Origin of the sequence: Streptomyces sp. AK08-02 (assembly GCF_033795085.1) — a bacterium.
In the GTDB taxonomy this organism is placed as follows: Bacteria; Actinomycetota; Actinomycetes; order Streptomycetales; family Streptomycetaceae; genus Streptomyces; species Streptomyces echiniscabiei.
The window spans coordinates 438,436-458,269 of record NZ_JARAZV010000003.1; the positions used below are offsets into that span (position 1 = coordinate 438,436).

General features: G+C 71.6%; 13 protein-coding genes. 5 read left to right on the forward strand and 8 right to left on the reverse strand.

The features are described 5' to 3' along the window. The first annotated feature begins 27 nt into the window (after positions 1–27). Positions 28–918, forward strand: coding sequence for a 2-hydroxy-3-oxopropionate reductase (locus PV734_RS08395; protein ID WP_319289121.1), 891 nt, complete (start codon positions 28–30; stop codon positions 916–918). A 238-nt stretch (positions 919–1,156) separates the two neighbouring features. Here the strand turns inward: PV734_RS08395 and gcl are convergent, their stop codons facing one another. Beyond that, positions 1,157–2,941, reverse strand: a complete 1,785-nt coding sequence (gene gcl, locus PV734_RS08400; protein ID WP_319097332.1) for a glyoxylate carboligase — start codon at positions 2,939–2,941, stop codon at positions 1,157–1,159. 233 nt (positions 2,942–3,174) lie between these two features. Here gcl and PV734_RS08405 point away from each other — a divergent pair, with 233 nt between their 5' ends. Next, a complete protein-coding gene (locus tag PV734_RS08405) occupies positions 3,175–3,939 on the forward strand; it encodes a hypothetical protein (protein ID WP_319289122.1) in 765 nt (254 codons plus the stop codon). A gap of 30 nt (positions 3,940–3,969) precedes the next feature. Here the strand turns inward: PV734_RS08405 and PV734_RS08410 are convergent, their stop codons facing one another. Both PV734_RS08410 and PV734_RS08415 read right to left on the reverse strand, forming a co-directional pair. Beyond that, positions 3,970–5,553 carry an AMP-binding protein gene (locus tag PV734_RS08410; protein WP_319097417.1) on the reverse strand — a complete coding sequence of 528 codons (1,584 nt, stop codon included), beginning with the start codon at positions 5,551–5,553 and terminating at the stop codon, positions 3,970–3,972. Between the two features lie 5 nt (positions 5,554–5,558). Further along, a complete protein-coding gene (locus PV734_RS08415; protein WP_319289123.1) occupies positions 5,559–7,229 on the reverse strand; it encodes an AMP-binding protein in 1,671 nt (556 codons plus the stop codon). A gap of 145 nt (positions 7,230–7,374) precedes the next feature. Here PV734_RS08415 and PV734_RS08420 point away from each other — a divergent pair, with 145 nt between their 5' ends. The 3 genes from PV734_RS08420 to PV734_RS08430 all read left to right on the forward strand — a co-directional run bounded on the left by PV734_RS08420 (position 7,375) and on the right by PV734_RS08430 (position 12,259). Further along, the gene (locus tag PV734_RS08420) at positions 7,375–8,211 is read left to right on the forward strand and encodes a response regulator transcription factor (protein ID WP_319097336.1); all 837 of its coding nucleotides are present in this window, start codon (positions 7,375–7,377) and stop codon (positions 8,209–8,211) included. A gap of 164 nt (positions 8,212–8,375) precedes the next feature. Next, on the forward strand, positions 8,376–11,204 hold the full coding sequence (locus tag PV734_RS08425) for a helix-turn-helix transcriptional regulator (RefSeq protein ID WP_319097337.1): 2,829 nt from the start codon (positions 8,376–8,378) through the stop codon (positions 11,202–11,204). A 263-nt stretch (positions 11,205–11,467) separates the two neighbouring features. Further along, a complete protein-coding gene (locus tag PV734_RS08430) occupies positions 11,468–12,259 on the forward strand; it encodes a serine protease (protein ID WP_319097338.1) in 792 nt (263 codons plus the stop codon). A 128-nt stretch (positions 12,260–12,387) separates the two neighbouring features. Here PV734_RS08430 and PV734_RS08435 read toward each other — a convergent pair whose 3' ends face one another. From PV734_RS08435 to PV734_RS08455, 5 genes are all read right to left on the reverse strand, one after another. Further along, entirely contained in the window at positions 12,388–13,626 is a 1,239-nt protein-coding gene (locus tag PV734_RS08435) for a winged helix DNA-binding domain-containing protein (RefSeq protein ID WP_319097339.1), read from the reverse strand. 334 nt (positions 13,627–13,960) lie between these two features. Next, positions 13,961–15,499 (reverse strand): HAMP domain-containing sensor histidine kinase, encoded by a 1,539-nt coding sequence (locus PV734_RS08440; RefSeq protein WP_319289124.1) that lies wholly within the window; start codon positions 15,497–15,499, stop codon positions 13,961–13,963. Beyond that, entirely contained in the window at positions 15,496–16,239 is a 744-nt protein-coding gene (locus tag PV734_RS08445) for a response regulator transcription factor (RefSeq protein WP_319097341.1), read from the reverse strand. Before PV734_RS08445 ends, PV734_RS08440 begins: the two co-directional genes overlap by 4 nt. A gap of 71 nt (positions 16,240–16,310) precedes the next feature. After that, positions 16,311–18,518 carry an ArnT family glycosyltransferase gene (locus tag PV734_RS08450; protein WP_319289125.1) on the reverse strand — a complete coding sequence of 736 codons (2,208 nt, stop codon included), beginning with the start codon at positions 18,516–18,518 and terminating at the stop codon, positions 16,311–16,313. Then, the gene (locus PV734_RS08455; RefSeq protein WP_319289126.1) at positions 18,515–19,825 is read right to left on the reverse strand and encodes a glycosyltransferase; all 1,311 of its coding nucleotides are present in this window, start codon (positions 19,823–19,825) and stop codon (positions 18,515–18,517) included. The genes PV734_RS08450 and PV734_RS08455 overlap by 4 nt, the downstream gene beginning before the upstream one ends. Positions 19,826–19,834 lie beyond the last annotated feature (9 nt).

Sequence of the window (19,834 nt, forward strand, 5' to 3'; positions counted from 1 at the left end):
ACCGAGCAGCAGAGAGGCGCCCCCGAAATGAGTGATCTCCCCAAGGTCGCCTGGATAGGCCTCGGCATCATGGGCTCCCCCATGTCCGAGAACCTGATCAAGGCGGGTTACGACGTCACCGGCTTCACCCTGGAACAGGACAAGCTCGACCGTCTCACCGCCGCCGGCGGCACGGCGGCGGCGTCGATCGCCGAGGCCGTGCGTGACGCCGACGTGGTGATCACGATGGTGCCCGCGTCACCGCAGGTCGAGGCCATCGCGTACGGCCCGGAGGGCATCCTGGCGAACGTGCGGCCCGGCGCCCTGCTCGTCGACATGTCGTCGATCACCCCGCGGACGTCGGTGGACCTGGCGCAGGCGGCGGCCCGGAAGGGCGTGCGGGTCCTGGACGCGCCCGTCTCGGGCGGCGAGGCCGGCGCGGTCGAGGCCGTGCTGTCCATCATGGTCGGCGGCGAACAGGCCGACTTCGACAGCGCGAGGCCTCTTTTCGAGGCCCTGGGCAGGACCGTCGTGCTCTGTGGTCCGCACGGCTCGGGCCAGACGGTGAAGGCGGCGAACCAGCTGATCGTCGCCGTCAACATCCAGGCGTGCGCCGAGGCCGTGGTCTTCCTGGAGAAGTCGGGCGTGGACCTGAGGGCGGCGCTGGAGGTGCTGGGCGGCGGTCTCGCCGGCTCCACCGTGCTGACCCGCAAGAAGGACAACTTCCTGAACCGGGACTTCACGCCGGGCTTCCGTATCGACCTCCACCACAAGGACATGGGCATCGTGACGGACGCGGCCCGTACGGTCGGCGCCGCGCTGCCCGTCGGCGCGGTGGTCGCCCAGCTCGTCGCGTCCCTGCGTGCGCAGGGTGACGGGGGCCTGGACCACTCGGCCCTGCTGCGGGGCGTGGAGCGGCTGTCCGGAGCCGACCTCTGATCTTCCGGGTGGCGCCGCCGCTGACAACTGTCCTGTCGCGCCCAGGCGTCGGCGCCGCCCGGAAACCTCAAATCCAGCTCTGAACCCGGCCCTGGGGGCTGCAACTTCCCCCGGGACCGGGCACATTGGTGTCAGCACGGGGGAACAAGGGGAACAGCACGGGGAACGACGCACGGGGGAACAACGGGGGAAACGCAGAGGGGGTGCCCATGGGCACCCCCTTCTTCCATGCTCGGCGTCAGATCCGGAGCGTCCGTATCGAGGTCGGCGCATGGCCCGGCTCGGTCGCGATGTCCTCGAACTCCACCACGTTTCCTATGTCGTTGGTCGTCGACATGGAGATGTTCGTGACGCGCTCCAGGATCACCTCGACGACCACCGGCACCCGGTGCTCCGCCGCGAGCTTCCTGGCCTGCTCGAACGCGGTGGCCAGTTCCGCCGGGTCCGTCACCCGGATCGCCTTGCAGCCGAGCCCCTCGGCGACCTTGACGTGGTCGACACCGTAGGCGCCCAGTTCGGGCGAGTTGAGGTTGTCGAACTCCAGGTTGACCTGGAAGTCGATGCCGAAGGCCCGCTGCGCCTGCCGGATCAGGCCCAGGTAGGAGTTGTTCACCAGGACATGGACGTACGGGATGCGGTGCTGGGCGCCGACCGCCAGCTCCTCGATCATGAACTGGAAGTCGTAGTCGCCGGAGAGGGCCACCACGGACGCCTCCGGGTCGGCGACGGCGACACCCAGCGCCGCCGGGATCGTCCAGCCGAGGGGGCCCGCCTGGCCGCAGTTGATCCAGTGACGGGGCCGGTAGACGTGCAGCAGCTGGGCGCCGGCGATCTGGGACAGGCCGATCGTCGTCACGTACCGCGTCTCGGGGCCGAAGACCCTGTTCATCTCCTCGTACACGCGCTGCGGCTTGATCGGGATGTCGTCGAAGTGCGTACGCCGCTGGAGGCGGGCCCTGCGTTCCTGGGCCGCCGCCGCCCACTCGGAGCGGTCGGGGAGGCCGCCCGCGTCCCTCAACTCCCGTGCCACCGTGACGAACAGCTCCAGCGCGGCCTTCGCGTCGGAGGCGATGCCGTAGTCGGGGGCGAAGATGCGGCCGATCTGGGTGGGTTCGATGTCCACGTGGACGAAGGTGCGGCCGGCTGTGTAGACGTCGAGCCGGCCGGTGTGGCGGTTGGCCCAGCGGTTGCCGATCCCGAGGACGAAGTCGGACTCCAGGAAGGTGGCGTTGCCGTAGCGGTGCGAGGTCTGGAGGCCGACCATCCCGGCGTTCAGGTCGTGGTCGTCCGGCAGCGCGCCCCAGCCCATGAGGGTGGGGACGACCGGCACGCCCGTCAACTCGGCGAACTCCACGAGGAGTTCGGCCGCGTCGGCGTTGATGATGCCGCCCCCGGCCACGATCAGCGGCCGGCTCGACGCGTTCAGCAGTGTGAGCGCCTTCTCGATCTGGGCGCGGGTCGCGGCCGGCTTGTGGACGGGCAGCGGTGCGTAGGTCTCCGGGTCGAACTCGATCTCCGTCTGCTGGACGTCGACCGGCAGGTCGACCAGGACCGGCCCGGGGCGGCCCGAGCGCATCAGATGGAAGGCCTGCTGGAGAACGCCGGGGACCTGGCCCGCCTCCAGCACGGTGGTGGCCGTCTTCGTGACCGGCCGGGCGATGGAGGCGATGTCGACCGCCTGGAAGTCCTCCTTGTGGATCACCGCCGTGGGTGCCTGCCCCGTGATGCAGAGGATCGGGATAGAGTCACCCGTCGCGGAGTACAGCCCGGTGATCATGTCTGTGCCCGCCGGACCCGAAGTGCCCACGCAGACACCGATGTTGCCGGGGTGGGTGCGAGTGTAGCCCTCGGCCATGTGCGAGGCGCCCTCGACATGACGGGCGAGGGTGTGACTGATCCCGCCGACGGCGCCGAGTGCCGCGTAGAAGGGGTTGATCGCCGCGCCCGGAACACCGAACGCGTGCGTGACGCCCTCTCGCTTGAGGATCTCGACTGCCGCGCGGGCAGCGGTCATACGAGCCATTGAGCAACTCCTCGGATTCGTACTCCCGTCGCGCCCCGCGGAGAGAGAAAGCTTCCGTGACCTTGTTCGGACCTTCCGTACCGCCTCCACACTGCTTCCGCATTGTGGAATTAGTTTTCTGCTATCTGGAAACAATGTAAGTGTGCTCGCCAAGGCCGTCAAGAGACGGACAAGCGGGGGTCCGGTGGAGCACGATGGGGCTCTGACCCCGACGTCACGTAGTGGAGTTGGCCATGGCCGAGAGCATGCCGGTGCGGTGTCCGGCCTGCCTGCGCGAGCATCTGTACGCGGCGCCGTCCTACCCGTGCGCGTGCGGTGCGCCGGTCAGACCGTCGCTCGACCCGCGGGCGACGGCGACGGCCGTCACCCACCGCGTCTGGGACGAGCAGTGGATCACCGTGGACTGTACGGCCTGCGGTCGGCGGGACCAGTGGCCGCATCCCGAACTGGGCTGCCCCTGCGGCACGGTTCTGCGTATCCCGGTGGCGCGGTCCGCCGCGGACACCCGGCCGACGGCCGCCCGTGCGGCGGACTCGCGGGCGAGGGACGTCCAGCCGCCGCCCGGCACCGCCAAACTCCCGGGCGCCCTGCGCGCACCCCAGCCTTCCGCCCGCCCCCGGCGCGCCTTCCAGCCGGTCACCATCCGCACCGCGCGTGACGCCGTCACCGCCGCCGCCCTCTATCTGCGCTGGCTCGGCTACCAGGACATCCGCCGCGCGGACCAGCGCCCCCCGTCAGGCGTGGGGCTCGCCGCCCGCGGAGTCCTGGCGCAGGTCGACCCGACGGTGAGCCCGGCATCGCTGCGGGACATCGAGTGCCTGTGGCTGACGGCCATGACGGAGTCCTCGGACTGCGTCTACTTCTCCCTCGCCGGGTACGAGGACGAGGCCCGCGCCGGTGCCGAGAACCTCGGCGTCCCCCTCTTCGTCCTCGACCTGACCGGCACCCCGCAGCCGGTCAACAGCCCGGCCGACGACCTCGACGCCACGGGAGTCTGAGGCGCGTCCGGCGCCCCCCCTGCGGCGAACTCACTCCCCGGCGTACCTCTCGCGCAGCTCCACCTTGCGCACCTTCCCCGACACCGTCATCGGGAAGGCGTCCAGCACCCGCAGCCGGCTCGGGATCTTGTAGTGGGCCAACCGCCCCTCGCAGAAGGCCCGTAGCTCGGCGAGGGTGAGCGGTTCGGTGTCCCCGTGCGGGATGACACAGGCGAGGACCTCCTCGCCGTACCGCTCGTGCGGCACTCCGACCACCTGGACGTCGGCGATCTTCGGATGGCCGTACAGGAACTCCTCGATCTCGCGCGGGTAGATGTTCTCGCCACCCCGGATGATCATGTCCTTGATGCGGCCGACGATCTCGACGTAGCCGTCCTCGCGCATCGTCGCGAGGTCGCCGGTGTGCATCCAGCGGCCGGGGTCGACCGACTCGGCGGTCTTCTCGGGCTCCTGCCAGTAGCCGAGCATCACGCTGTAGCCGCGCGTGCACAACTCCCCTGCCGTGCCACGGGGTTGGGTCGTCCCGTTCGCCGGGTCGACGACCTTGACCTCGATGTGCGGCAGGACCCTGCCGACCGTGCCGGTGCGGTGTTCCAGGTCGTCGTCCCGGCGCGTCTGGAGGGACACGGGGGAGGTCTCCGTCATGCCGTAGCAGATGGACACCTCGGCCATGTGCATCTCGGCGACCACCCGTTTCATCACCTCGACCGGGCAGGGCGAGCCCGCCATGATGCCGGTGCGCAGGGACGACAGGTCGTACGTCGCGAAGTCGGAGAGGTTCAGCTCCGCGATGAACATGGTCGGTACGCCGTACAGCGAGGTGCAGCGCTCCTGGGCCACCGCCCGCAGGGTCGCCGCCGGTTCGAAGGAGGGGGCGGGGATCACCACGCACGCACCGTGCGAGGTGGCCGCGAGGTTGCCCATCACCATGCCGAAGCAGTGGTAGAACGGCACCGGGACGCACACCCGGTCCTGCTCCGTGTAGGCGATCAACTCCCCGACGAAATAACCGTTGTTGAGGATGTTGTGGTGGGAGAGCGTGGCCCCCTTGGGGAAGCCTGTCGTGCCCGAGGTGTACTGGATGTTGATCGGGTCGTCGCAGGACAGCTCCGGGAACGGCACCGGGGTGCCGCGCGCGATCAGCGCGTCCCAGCTCGGGTCCCCGATGTACACGGTCTCCCGCAACTGCGGGCACCCGCCCCGCACTTGCTCGACCATCGCCCGGTAGTCGCTCGCCTTGTGGCTGAGAGAGGCGAAGAGCAGCGAGATCCCGGCCTGCTTGAGGACGTACTCGACCTCATGGGTGCGGTAGGCCGGGTTGATGTTCACCATGACCGCGCCGATCCGCGCGGTGGCGTACTGGACCAGCACCCACTCGGGGCAGTTCACCGCCCAGATCCCCACCCGGTCGCCCGCGGCGATCCCGCTCGCGATCAGCGCGTACGCCAACTCGTCGACGTCCGCCGCGAACCGGGCGTACGTCCAGCGCCGTCCTGAGGGCACGTCGACCAGCACCTCACGGTCGGGCCACCTCGCGACGGCCCGGTCCAGGTTGGCGCCGATCGTGTCTCCCAGCAGCGGAGTGTCGCTGATCCCGTGGGTGTAGGAAGTCATCGAAGTCACCGGAAGTCCTCCTCGCGGTACTCGTTCTCCGAACCCGCCGCCGTCGCCTCGCGCAGTTCGATCCGGCGGATCTTGCCGGACACGGTCTTGGGCAGGTCCGCGAACTCCAGTCGGCGCAGCCGCTTGTAGGGGGCGAGGACCTCGCGGCTGTGCTCGAACAGCACCTTCGCGGTGTCGGGCCCCGGCTCCCAGCCCGCCGCGAGCACGACGTACGCCTTCGGTACGGCCAGGCGCAGTTCGTCCGGCGCGGGGACCACGGCGGCCTCCGCGACCGCCTCGTGCTCAAGCAGCGCGCTCTCCAGCTCGAAGGGGGAGATCTTGTAGTCGGATGCCTTGAAGACGTCGTCGGCGCGGCCGACGTAGGTGATGTAGCCGTCCGCGTCGCGCGAGCCGATGTCCCCGGTGCGGTAGAAGCCGCCGGCCATCGCCTCCGCCGTGAGGTCGGCGTCGCCGTGGTAGCCGGTCATCACACCGACCGGTCGGGTGGCGAGGTCGAGCGCGATCTCCCCCTCGGGGGCGCCCGGTTCACCCGAGACGGGATCGAGGAGAACGACCCGGTAGCCGGGGCTCGGGCGGCCCATGGAGCCCGTCTTCAGGGGCTGGCCGGGGCTGTTGGAGACCTGGACGGCGGTCTCCGTCTGGCCGAAGCCGTCCCTGATGGTGACGCCCCAGAAGCGGCGCACCTGTTCGATGACCTCGGGGTTGAGCGGCTCGCCGGCGGCCACGACCTCACGCGGCGGGGTGCGCAGCTGGGTCAGGTCGGCCTGGATGAGCATGCGCCAGACGGTCGGCGGGGCGCAGAAGGAGGTGACGCCCGCGCGGTCCATCTCCGCCATCAGCCGGGCGGCGTCGAAGCGCGTGTAGTTGTGGACGAAGACGGTGGCCTCGGCGTTCCAGGGCGCGAAGAGGTTGGACCAGGCGTGCTTGGCCCAGCCGGGCGAGGAGATGTTCAGATGCACGTCGCCGGGCTTGAGGCCGATCCAGTACATGGTCGCGAGGTGCCCGATCGGGTACGAGGCGTGGGTGTGCTCGACGAGTTTGGGCCGGGCGGTCGTGCCGGAGGTGAAGTACAGCATCAGGGGGTCGTCGGTGTGTGTCGGCCCGTCCGGCGTGAACTCGGCGGGCGCGTCGTACGCGTCCTCGTACCGCTGCCAGCCCTCGGGGGCGCCGCCCACCGCGATCCGGGTGTAGCGGCCGGGGACCTCGTCGAACTTGCCCGTGTCCTCGGCGCGGACCAGGACGTGGGAGACCCGGCCGCGGTCCACCCGGTCACGCAGGTCGGCGGGGCCGAGCAGCGGGGTCGCGGGGATGACGACGGCGCCGATCTTCATCGCGGCGAGGGCCGTCTCCCACAGCTCCGTCTGGTTGCCGAGCATGACCAGGACCCGGTCCTCGGGGCGGATACCGAGTCCGCGCAGCCAGTTCGCGACCCGGTGGGAGCGGGCGGACATCTCGGCGAAGGACACCGTGGCCTCGGAGCCGTCCTCCTCGACGATGTGCAGGGCGGTGCGGTCGTTCCCGTCCGCGATGACGTCGAACCAGTCCAGGGCCCAGTTGAAGAGCTCGGGGCGCGGCCAGCTGAAACCCTCGTACGCGGTGGCGTAGTCCTCGCGATGGGCCAGCAGGAAGTCCCGTGCCTCGCGGAAGCGCTCGGTCACCGTCGTCATCACTCCTCCTCGATCCCGGACCATTGCCGGGCGACACTCTGACATCGTGTAATCCGTGACGCAGGTCTCACTACCCCCGAACGGGGGTGAGTGCGACGTATGACCGGCGAACACCACGAGCGAGCCGCGACGAAGGGGCGATGACGTGGCAGCAGACACGGCCGAGGCGACTGAGGTGCAGCGGGCGCTGGCCCGGCTGCGGCGGGTGACCGGGCTGCCGGTGGCCTTCGGCGGGCTGGTGGAGACGGGGCGCCGGCACATGCGCATCAGCGAACTGAGCGGCACCTCCACCCAGGCGCTGCGCGCACTCGCGGTGACCGCGGGGAACGGTTTGGGCGGCAAGGCCGTGGCCCTGGCCCGCCCGTGCGCGGTGACGGACTACTCCGCCTCCCGGCAGATCAGCCACGAGTACGACATCCCGGTGGCCGCCGAGGGCCTGCGCTCCGTGGTGGCGGTCCCGGTGGTCGTACGGCGCCGGGTCCGCGGAGTCCTGTACGGCGCCCTGCGCACCGCCCTGCCCCTGGGCGACCGCATGATCGGCGCGACGGTCGAGGCGGCCCGGGACGTGGAGCAGGCGCTCGTCGTACGGGACCAGGCGCGGGAGCTGCTGGCGGCGGCGCGGCCGGAGCCCACCGGTGTCCGGGGGCCGGGCGACGGGGCGTGGGAGCAGGTGCGGGAGGCGCACACGGCGTTGCGTGCGCTGGCTCCGCGGATCACCGATCCGGAGTTGCGGGACGCGCTGCTCGACGCGTGCGGTCTGCTGGCCCCGGGGCGGCCGGTGGACGGGGTCGAGCTCGCGCCGCGCGAGCTGGACGTCCTGGCGTGTGTCGCCTCGGGGGCGTCCAACGCGGTCACCGCGGAGCGACTGGGGCTGCGCCCGGAGACGGTGAAGGGGTATCTGCGCTCGGCGATGCGCAGACTCGGCGTCCATTCGCGTGGGGAGGCGGTCGTGGCGGCGCGGCGGGCGGGACTGCTGCCCTGAGGTCGGCGGTCACGCTCCGCACACGCATACGGAGTATTCATTCACATGTGACTTGAATTTTCCGATACCTCAACCGTCCTGTTATTCGGCTCACCACGCCGCCGGTCCGAAATTCAAAGATCTGTTGCCTAATATTGGGGCCCACACGACACAGGAGGGGAGCGGTGACCGTGCGACGGGACTTCCAGGAGCCTGGCCGATGCCGCTCTGACCTGCTCATCGGCCGGGAAGAGGCACTTGTCGGGGCGCGCGAGCAGCTGTCGCGCGGCGGCAGCGTGCTGCTGCACGGACCGGCCGGAATAGGAAAGTCGACCGTCCTGCGGACATTGGCCGCGGAATATGGCGAATCGGCACGGACCGTGTTGCGTTGCTCCGCCACGGAGTCCGAATCGCATCTCCCGTTCCTCGCACTCGCCGATCTTCTCGGTCTCGCGCTCGACGAGGTGGCCGGCCAGTTGCCCGTCGCCCAGCGTGTCGCCCTGGAGTCGGCGCTCACCGGCCGTGGCGAGTCCACACTCCAGCGCGACGGCCTCGCTCTGCGGCTCGCGGTGCTGTCGGCACTGCGCGCGCTGGCCGCCAAGGGTCCCGTTCTCGTCGTCGCGGACGATCTCCAGTGGCTGGACACCGCCAGCACCGAACTCCTCGGGTTCGCCGCCCGCCGACTGGGCGACGACCCGGTCCGGATGGTGTTCGCGGGGCGGACGGACGGACAGGAGTACGACCGCTATCTACGCGCGTCCACACCGGACACCCTGGCGGTCCGGGTGAACCCGCTGACCCGCGCCCAGGTGGAGGCCCTCCTGGAACACCGGGGCTACGACCTCCCGCGCTCGACCGTGCGGGAGATCCACCGCACCAGCGCCGGCAACCCGCTGTACGCCCTCGAACTGGGCCGCGCCCTGGCCGAGAACCCCACGCCCCCGCGTCCGGGCGAGCCGCTGCCGGTGCCGACCTCGCTGCGCGCGCTGGTGCTCAGCCGCCTGGAGATGCTGTCCGACGACGCCCGTCGCACCCTTCTCGTGGTGAGCGCCGGCGCCCGCCCGACCCTGGCCCTGCTGCACGCGGCCGGCCGGGAGAACGCCGAGGCCGAGACGGCGCAGGCCGCCGCCCTCGGGCTGCTGGCGACGGAGCCCGAGGGTCCGGCCGTACGGTTCGCGCATCCCCTCGTCTCGGCCGCGCTGTACGCGGAGGCGAGCGCCCAGGAGCGCCGGGCCGCGCACGCCGCGCTGTCCACGGCCGCCTCCGACCCCATCGAGCGGGCCCGGCACCTCGCCCTGGCCACCGACGGCACGGATCCGGAGGTGGCCGCACGCCTCGCCGAGGCCGCCGCGCTGGCCCGGGACCGCGGGGCGCCCTCGGTGGCCTCCTCGCTCGGCCTGCTCGCTGCCCGGTACGCCCCCGCCGACAGTGTGCCGAACCCCGACGAGCACCGGCTGCGGGCCGCCGAGGACTCGATCACCGCCGGTGAGCTGGATCTCGCGCGGGACGTCGCCCGCCAGGTGCTCGCCCGGAGCACGGTGCCCGCGGAACGGGTGCGGGCCTGGATCACCGTGATCGACACCGCGGGCCACGCCATGACGGAGGTCGACTCCGTCTTCCCGCAGGCACTGGCCGACGCGGGCGACGACCCGCGGCTGCTCGCCCTGATCCACTATCAACTGGCCTGGCGGGCGCTGCTCGTGGAGGGCGACTTCGCCGAGTGCCGCGAGGAGGCCGCACGCGCGGCGGAGCTCGCCGCACGCGGCGGCGACCGGCACACGGAGCTGATGGCGCTCTCCTTCCAGGCCCAGACCGAGACCCTGATGGGCCACCCGGACGCACCCGCGACGATCAAACGCGCCCTCAAGGAGCCCCAGGACCCGCAGGTGACCGTCCATCACAACGGCATCGGCTCGGCCCGGTTCCGCTGGCTGATGATGAGCGACCAGCTGCCCGAGGCGCGAGCGACCATCACCACCCTGCTGCGCGAGGTGCGCCGACGCGGATCGGTCGAGAGCGAGGTGCACTTCCTGCGCTGCCTCGCCGAGACCGAACTGCGCTGCGGGCACTGCGGCCGGGCGCTCGACCTGGCCCGGGAGAGCCTGCGGCTGGCCCGGGACACCGGCATCGGCGAGGTCGCCTCCGGGATGCTCGCCGCGCTGGCGGAGGCGTCCGGCGGTGACGTGGACCGGGCGCTGGCACTGGCCCGGGAGTCGGTCGAGCACGCCGAGGAGAACGGCGACCTGATGTACCTGTCCCGGGCCCAGGCGGCCCTGGGATACGCCCGGCTGGTGGCCGGGGACGCGCCGGGCGCGGTGCAGTCGCTGCGCCGGGCAAGGGAGTTGGAGCACGATCTCGGCGTCGACGACCCGGCGCGCGGACGCTGGCAGGGCGACCTCGCGGAGGCGCTGGTCGGCGTCGGCGAGCTGGACGAGGCGCAGGAGGTCATCGACGTGTCGCGCGCCCACGCGCTGCGGCTGGGGCGCGAGAGCGTACTCGCGGTGCTCGACCGGTCGGAGGCGCTGGTGCGGGCGGCACGCGGTGAACGCGATGCGGCTCTGGCCCAGTTGACGTCTTCGAAGGACCGACTCGCCAAGTTGGGCTACGGACTTGAGGAGGCGCGGGCCGCCCTCGCCCTGGCGGAGCTGCGCACCGGACCACCGGGGCCCGGGCTCACCCCCGCCCCTACCTCGTACGACGAGGCGGCGCGTCTGTTCAGACGGTCCCGCGCGCTGCCCTGGCTGCGCCGGGTGGACGCGGCCACCGTGCCGAATCCCGCCCCGCAGCCCCTCGTACAGCAGCCGCAGGCCGTCGCCGCGCTCGACGGGCTCGCCGCGATGGAACGTCAGGTCGCGGCGCTCGTCATGGAGGGCGCGACCAACCGCGAGATCGCCGGACGCCTGTTCATCAGCGTCAAGACCGTCGAGGCGACCCTCACCCGGGTGTACCGGAAGCTGGGGATCCGGTCCCGGGTGGACATCGTCCGGCTGGCGGCGGGACGCCACACCAACTGACGCCCGCGTACCCGCCGTACGGTCGTGTGCCTGTGCGCGATCCATCCTTGCGCTCTCACCGTACCGTGCCGTCGACCGCGTACCACCGAGGGTTTTCCCTCCCCCAACTCCCCTAGGGGGTTCCCTCATTGGGACGGGCCTTATCCGGCTCCTACCTTGTGGATGTGCCGCTCGCCGGGCATACGGAGCAGCCCCCAACGCTCCGTTCACCACCCCCCACACCCGCGCGTCCCCCACCGGCAATCCCCACAAGAGGAGAACCCATGTTCGGGCTCGCCCGTGCCAAGAAGGCCGCCGCAGTTCTGGTGGCCACCGCTGCTGCCGCCTCTACCGCGCTGATCGCCGCCCCCACAGCGGTCGCCGCACCCCAGCCCATCGTGGGCGGTACGACCACCACCGCGTCGGCCTACCCGTACGTCATGCAGATCACGGACGCCTCGCAGAACCAGTTCTGCGGTGGCACCCTCGTCTCGGCGACCAAGGTCGTGACCGCCGCCCACTGTATGGTCGGCGAGACGACGAGCAGCGTCAGAGTCGTCGGCGGCCGTACCTACCTCAACGGCACGAACGGCACCGTCAGCAAGGTCACCAAGATCTGGATCCACCCGAGCTACACGGACGCCACCAACGGCGACGACGTGGCCGTGCTGACCCTCGCGACCTCGATGCCGTACACCACGGCGTCGTACGTCACCTCGTCCCAGACCAGCGTGTACGCGGCCGGCACCACCGCCCGCATCATCGGCTGGGGCACCACCTCCGAGAACGGCAGTTCCTCCAACCAGCTGCGCACGGCGACGGTCCCGACCGTCTCCAACTCCAGCTGCTCCAGCTCGTACGGCTCCAGCTACATCGCGAGCGACATGGTCTGCGCCGGATACACGTCCGGTGGCGTTGACACCTGCCAGGGCGACAGCGGCGGCCCGCTGATGATCGGCGGCGTCCTGGCAGGTATTACTTCCTGGGGTGAGGGCTGCGCGGAGGCCGGCTACCCCGGGGTCTACACCCGGCTGACCACCTTCTCCAGCCTGGTGGCGACGCAGGTCGCGTCGTAACCACCAGCGGTACAGCCACCACAGTCTCCCGAGTACCCCTCGGGTGAGTGCCAGGGGGCGTTGCGGACCGGCCACGAGCGGTCCGCAGCGCCCTCTATCCACGTTCTCCCGGCTGCCTACGACAGGCCCTACGAGGCGGGGGCGAACCGGATGTCGTACGCCGTTCCCTCGTGGAGCACCGCGAGCATCCGCTCGCCCTCCTCGGCCACCGCCGCCCGCTGGTCCTTCGTGAAGTCGCCGAAGGGCTCGACGGTGAGCGTGCCGTCCGTGAGGTGCCACAGGCCCGCGAGGAAACCGTCGACGAGCAGGACGCGGTGCGCCTGATTGCCGGACCAGCTACGGCCCTTGAGGTCGGCGGGGACGACCCGGGTGCGGTCCGCGTGCGAGAGCAGCAGGTTGTCGAACTCGGGCAGGAAACGCGGTGGCGCCGGGGTGTCCTGGTCGGGGCGGGGAGCGTCGGGGAGGTCGAAGAGCTCGGTGCCGTGCTCGTCCCGAAAGGTGAGCAGCCGCGGGCGGAGGCGTTCGAAGGCGTCGCGCAACCGGGTCAGCCCGGCCCAGGTCTGCATGTCCTTCACGGAGGCCGGTCCGAAGGCGGCGAGATAGCGGAGCACGGTCGTGTCCAGCGGCGCGGCCGGGTCCGGTTCGGCTGCCCGGCCGAGCCAGTGCTCGGCGGTGGTGAGGGCGACCTGGCCGCTGCGGCCCCACAGGCCGCGCGGCGTGACCTGGACGAGCGGGAGCCGGCAGCGGGCGGCGACGGACAGGGACTGCGGGTCGGCGTCCGGCCACTCCACGAGGAGCGCCTCGCGCAGTTGCCCCATCGTGCGTGGCGCTTCCTCGACGAGGTCACGGGCGAGAGCGGTGAGCCGGTCGAGGTCGACGCCCACGAGTCCCTTGCGGAAATAGGTGAGTTCGCGGTCCCGGGCGGGCTGGACGAGCGGGCGCAGGGTGAGGCAGTCGTCGGCGGTGTGGGTGTGGATGGTCGAGCGCATGGTGACGATGCGGACGGCCTCCCGGTCGGCCATGAGCCGGGACAGGTCCTCGGGGACGAACCCGTCGAGGCGGGCGGCGAGGGCGTAGTACGGGGGCTTCACGTTCTGCGCCTGGAGACCGAGAAGGTGAGTGAGTGCGTCCTTGGCGGACATCGGCGACCTGGTGAGGAGCAGTTGCCGGGCGAGAGTCGCGCGGTTGAGGGCGCGGGGGCCGAGGACGGGAGCCGCGGCGGCGGCTGCGGGCGCGGGCGCGGGCACGGCTGTCGACGCCGGCCCGGTGCTCGTCGTCGGGGTGGCTGACGCGGTCGCATTCGCCGAAGCCGTCTTCGTCTTCGCCGAGACCGTCGTCGCCTTGTTCTGCTTCGCCGTGTTCTGCATGCTCCGCACGCTAGCTCCACTTGCGGACAGTTTCGGTCCGCGATTCCTGCCGCCGGACCCCGCCCCGGGAAGTTGGCCCGGGCTCGGGGTGGGTGCCGATTGCCCCGTACATCCTGCTCCGTGATCCACCCGGTCGCATCTGAACGCACGTCCACAGGCTCGACCGGTGACGATGCGGCCTGCACCTGTTCTCCCCTCCGCGTCGGGCAGCCCGACGGCACTGATCCCCACGGCCGACTTCGCATGGTTCGGCCTGAGCAGCCCCGCCGTCTGCGGAGGCGGATCCGTTCGGTGTCGACGCCCTCCCGGCGACGGGCCGGCGGTGCGTACGGGATCAGCGAGGTTCCTGACCGGAGTCGGCGGCGGGCAGGACCAGACGGAAGGTGCAGCCGCCGCCAGGGGCCGTGTCGAGTTCGAGGCGGCCTCCGTGGCCCTCGGCGATCGTCGCGGCGATGGCCAGGCCGAGGCCGCTGCCGCCGTGGAGGCGGGAGCGGGCGGGGTCGGCCCGGTAGAAGCGCTCGAAGACGAGCTCGGCGTCGACGGGTTCGAGGCCGGGCCCTTCGTCCGCGACCTCGATCACGCTGATCGGCAGGCCCTCCGGCAGGGGCGGCGAGGCGGTGCTGCGTCCGGGCCGGTCCGTGCCGCCGGCTCCCGGAGCAGCCTCGGTCCTGCCGACGCGGACATGGACACGGGTGCCCGGCGGGGTGTGGATGCGGGCGTTGGAGAGCAGGTTCTCGAGGATCTGACGCAACCGGTGCGGGTCACCGACGGTCTCCGCGATGTCGAGTTCCTCGGCTCCGGTGGGATCGGCCGGGGTGTGCAGCGGGCCGAGGTCGACGGGGTGGGAGGCGCTGTGGCCGACGGTCGCGGTGACCGCGTCCGCCGCCAGGGACAGCAGGTCGACCCGTTCCCTCCGGTAGGAGGGCTCCTTGTCCAGGGTGGCGAGCAGTTGGAGGTCGTCGACGAGCAGGCTCATGCGTTCCGCGTTCTGCGCGATGAACCGGTTGGCCTCCCGCACGTCCCGCGCCGGGCGTCGCTCCGGGCGAAGGGCGAGCTGGGCGTAGCCGTGGATGACGGTGAGCGGGGTGCGCAGTTCGTGCCCCGCGTCGGCGACGAACCGACGCAGCCGGGCCTCGGACGCCTCACGGGCCAGCAGCGCCTTCTGGAGGCGGTCGAGCATGGAGTTCAGGACCCGGCCGAGGCGTCCGATCTCGGTGCGCGGATCGGTGTCGGGCAGGCGCAGGTCGAGCCGGCCCTCGGTGATGTCCTGGGCGGTGCGTTCCATCCTGGTCAGAGGCATCAGCCCCAGCCGGACCACCCACCGGCCCAGCGCGACCAGGGCGACGATCGTGACGGCGAGCAGGACCGCGTTCAGCCACAGGATCTTCGAGGCGGCACCGTCGACGGTGTCGAGCGGCAGGGTGACCACGGCGTTCATACCCCCGGGGCCGGGGTTCAGCATCACTCGCCAGCGGCCGTCACCACTGGCGGCGGGCACGGTCTCCGGATGCCCGTCCCGCAGACCGAGGTCCCGCACGTCGTCGGTCAACCGGGGCCCTGGCCTCGTTTCGGAGCCCAGCGAGCCGTTCAGGAGGCGCCCGGAGCCGTCGTAGAAGTAGACGTGGAAGTCCGAGGGCAGTATGTCCGGTTGTTCCGCCGGCGCAGGCAGTGTCCCGTCGAGAGCGTCGTAGAAGGCCGGCGCCGGTGGGTGGAACTCGACGAGCTGCTCGTCGACGCGGTCCAGCAGCCAGGAGCGGATCACCACGAAGCCGAGGGCCTGGGAGGCCAGGACGGCCGCGGTGGCGAGGACGGTGACGCCGAGGACGAGACGTCGTCTCAGTGATCCGGACGGCCGCGGCAGGAAGCGGGTCACGGCTCCGGCGTCCCTCCGTGGTCGCGGGAGAGCCGGAGGCTGTAGCCGACCCCGCGCACGGTCTGGATGAGCGGCGGATCGAAGCGGTCGACCTTCCTGCGCAGGTAGCGGACGTACGTCTCGATGATCCGGACGTCGCCCGCGAAGTCGTAGCTCCAGACGTGATCGAGGATCTGCATCTTGCTGACCACCTGTCCGGCGTTCGCCAGGAGGTAGGACAGGAGCTTGAACTCGGTGGGTGACAGCGCGATGTACTCGCCCGCGCGGTGCACCTCGTGGGCGCCCTCGTCGAGTTCCAGGTCGGCGTAGCTCAGGACGCTCGGCAGCACCCGAGCCGTGACGGCCGGAGCCGTCCGGCGCAGGATGGCCTCGATGCGCAGCAGGACCTCCTCGATGCTGAACGGTTTGGAGACGTAGTCGTCTCCGCCCGCGCGCAGGCCGCTGACGCGGTCGTGGGTGCCGGTGCGGGCGGTGAGGAACAGGATCGGGCAGTCGTTCCCCGCCGCCCGCAGCCTGCGGGTCACCTCGAAGCCGTCCAGGTCGGGCAGCATCACGTCGAGCAGCACCAGGTGCGGTTCCAGGCGTTCGACCTCCAGGAGGGCCGACCGCCCGGTGTCGGTGCTGCTCACCTCGTATCCGGTCAGGCGGAGCGTCGCCTCCAGCAGCGTACGGATGCTGGGTTCGTCCTCGACCACGAGGAGCCGATGTCCCGGCCTCGCCGCTGGGGGCCTGTCGGTCATGACGTCTGCGGATCCGTTCTGCCGTCCGGTGTCCGGTGCCTGGTGTCCGGCGGTGCTCGCTCCGGACCGGGTTACTCGGCGGCGCAGTCGTAGAGCACGCCGGCTCCCCCGAATCCCATCACACCGCCGCTGTCCTCCTCCGAGGACGTGCCGCCGTAGGACGACGCCGGCACCTTCGTGCAGTTGTCGGCGATCCAGTCGGAGCGCTGCTCGGCGTATCCGCCGGACAGGCCGCCCGGCCCGCCGCCGTTGGTGCCGGAACCCAGGATGTAGCGCAGTTCCCCGTTCTTGGTCCACTTCTTCAGCTGGGCCACCGACGGCGCGTTGTCGCTGTTCGTGAAGCCGCCCATGCCGATGACGTTCTCGTCGGTGCCCAGGATGAAGCCGCCGGCGGACAGGGCGCCGCCCTCGACGGCGAGCTTGATGCGCGCTTCGGGTGCGTGCTTGACGGCGTACTGGAGGATCTTGCGCTGGTCAGCGGTGAGTTCCCCACCGCCGCCGGGACCGCCTCGCCCACCCGGGACACCGCCCGAGCCGGTGCCGGGCATGCCGCCCGCGCCACCCGTGGGCATGCCGGAAGGCATCCCGGACGGCAGTCCGCCGGACGAGGGCGCACCGGATCCGTTCGAGGACCCGCCGGCGCCGGGGAGGCCCGGCATGTTCGACGGCATCCCGGACGGCATGCCCGACGGAAGGCCTCCGCCGTTCCCACCCTGTCGGGGTATGCCGCCGCCTCCGCCGAAGCCCATCGTCGTCGGACCTGCCGTCGGGTTGGAGCCGCCCATGCCGGTGGAGGCGGGCACGGTCAGCGCCCAGGCTCCCGGAGCCACCAGGACCGAGGCCACCGCCGCGCCGACGGCGGCCGTCAGCAGCCGGGCGTTCCGTCGTGCCAGCACCAGCAGGAGTACGGCGGCGCAGCCGACGAGCAGCACCGGCCAGACCAGCCAGCCGTTCCAGTCGGGTGCACGACGAACCAGCACCACAGCCCAGACCACGCTCACCACGACCCCGGCCGCGCCGGCCAGTGGCGCCCAGCGGAGGCCCGCACGGTGCAGGCGGACCAGGCCGGCCGTCAGCCCGCCGCACAGGGCGGCGACGGCCGGGGCGAGCTGGGTGGTGTAGTAGGGGTGGAAGATGCCCTTCTGGGTCGAGTACACGGCCGCACAGACCACCAGCCAGGTTCCCCACAGCAGCCAGCCGGAGGCCGGCAGCGGGACGGAGGCGGGCAGCTTCCCGCGACGGTGCAGCACCGCCACGACGACCGCGCCGGCCAGAGCCAGCCCGCAGAGGGGCAGCAGCCAGCTGATCTGACCGCCCACCTGTGTGTCGAACATCCGGGTCGGGCCGGACTCACCGCCGAACCCGCCGGCGAACCCGCCACCGCCACCGCCCCCCATTCCCTGGGGTGCTCCGTCGCTGGAGCCGAAGACCCGCCCGAGGCCGTTGTAGCCGATCACGAGGTCCCAGGCCGAGCCGTCCTCGCTGCCGCCGATGTACGGGCGGTCGCCCGGCCACAGGGCGACCATGGCGACCCACCACAGGGAGGACGCCGCCAGGACGGCTCCCGCGCCCAGCAGACGCCGCACCCGCGGTATCCAGGGGCCGCTCGCTCCCACGAGCCAGGCGACGGCGAACGCGGGGACGACCATCCAGGCGGCGAGCATCTTGGTGGTGAATCCGCACCCGATCAGGAAGCCGCTCGCGGACAGCCACCAGGTCGCGGCCCTGCCCTCCGCCTGCAGCGCCCGGGTGAGCGCGTACGCCGCCGACACCAGCAGCAGGACCAGCAGTGTGTCGGGGTTGTTGTCCCGGTTGATGGCCACGGTGATGGGTGTGAGGGTCAGGACCAGGGCGGCCACCAGCGCCGCGCCCTCCCCCGCCCAGCGGCGCACGGTGCGGTGCAGCACCAGCACCGCGGCCACTCCTTCGAGCATCTGCGGCAGGATCAGCGCCCACCCGTGCATCCCGAAGATCCTGCTGCTGATCACCTGCGGCCACAGCGCGGCCGGCGGCTTGTCGACCGTGACCACGCCGACCGGGTCGAAGGAGCCGAAAAGGAGGTTCGTCCAGCTCTTCCCCATCGACTTCACGGCCGCCGAGTAGTAGCTGTTGCCCCAGCCCAGGGAACCCAGTGCCCATCCGTACAGGACCGCCGCGAGCACCATGACGGCCCCGAGTGCCGCGGGTGCCGCCCAGGCGGGCAGCGAGCGGACGGACGTACGTCTCCCGGCGTGCTCCGAGGCCGCCGGTACGGACGTGATGTGTGCGTAGTTGCTCATGTCTCGTTTCGCTCTCGTCGGCTGGTACGGCTGCGGGGGCCGGCGAAGACGGCCAGCCGCAGGGCGGCGAAGCGCACGCCGGTGACGGCGACGGAAGCCGCGGCGAGGACGGCGGTCTCGGCGGCCGGTGCGGCACCGGGATCGAGCCACTTGAACCACAGCACCGCCCCGGAGGTCACCAGGTAGCCGAGGACGAACAGGCCTCCGGCACCGAGATGGGCGCGAGCCGGAGCGGTGGAGGAGTGCCGGAAGGTGAGGCGCCGGTTCGCCTCGGTGTTGAGGACGGTGAGGACGGACAGCGAGACCAGGTTGGCGACGGCGGGAGTCCACCAGCCGCGCGCCAGCCAGTACAGGAGGGCCTGCCCGACCGTGGAGACGACGCCGATCGCGATGAAGCAACCGACCTCCCACGACAGCACGCCACGCCCCGTGGGGGGTGCGAGGACCGCGTCGGGGTGCTCGGCGGAGGGTGCGGGGCGCGGTCGGATGTCGACGCGGGCGCCGCCGGAGGCCTTGAGGCGCGCCATGCGCCACAGGCCCCGCAGGTCGTCGGTGGCGGTGCTCACCACGTCCACCCGGGTGTCGACGTCCTCGACCCAGTCGACCGGCACCTCGTGGACGCGCAGTCCGTTGTGCTCGGCGAGCAGGAGCAGCTCGGTGTCGAAGAACCACGCGTCGTCCCGGGTCACCTCCAGCAGCGGCCGGAGCACCTCCGTACGGGCCGCCTTGAATCCGCACTGGGCGTCGCTGAAGCGGACACCGTGGGTGAGCCGGATGATGCCGTTGTAGCAGCGGGAGACGAACTCGCGGCGCGGCCCGCGCACCGTGCGCGCGCCCGGTGCCAGCCGGGAGCCGATCGCGAGGTCGGAGTGGCCGCTGGCCAGCGGGGCGACCAGCGGGAGCAGCCCGTCGAGGCCGGTGGACAGGTCGACGTCCATGTACGCCACGATGTCCGCGTCGCTGGCGCCCCAGACGGTGCGCAGGGCCAGCCCGCGCCCCTTCCGGTCCAGGTGGACGACGCCCACGCCGGGCAGTTCGTCGGCGAGGCGGCGGGCGGTGGCGAGGGTGTCGTCGGTGCTGGCGTTGTCGGCGACCGTGATCCGCCAGGGGAAGGGGAACCCCGCGGACAGACGTGTGTGAAGGGTGCGCAGGCACCCGGGGAGGGCGCGTTCCTCGTTGTGGACCGGCACGACGATGTCCACCGTGGCGGTGCCCGCGTCCGGGAGAAGAGTTCGGTCGACGGGCTGGAACGGGGCCGGCCGCTCGGTGCGGGCGGCGATGTCGGTCAGGTGGGGGGTGGGAGTCATGGCTTCCTC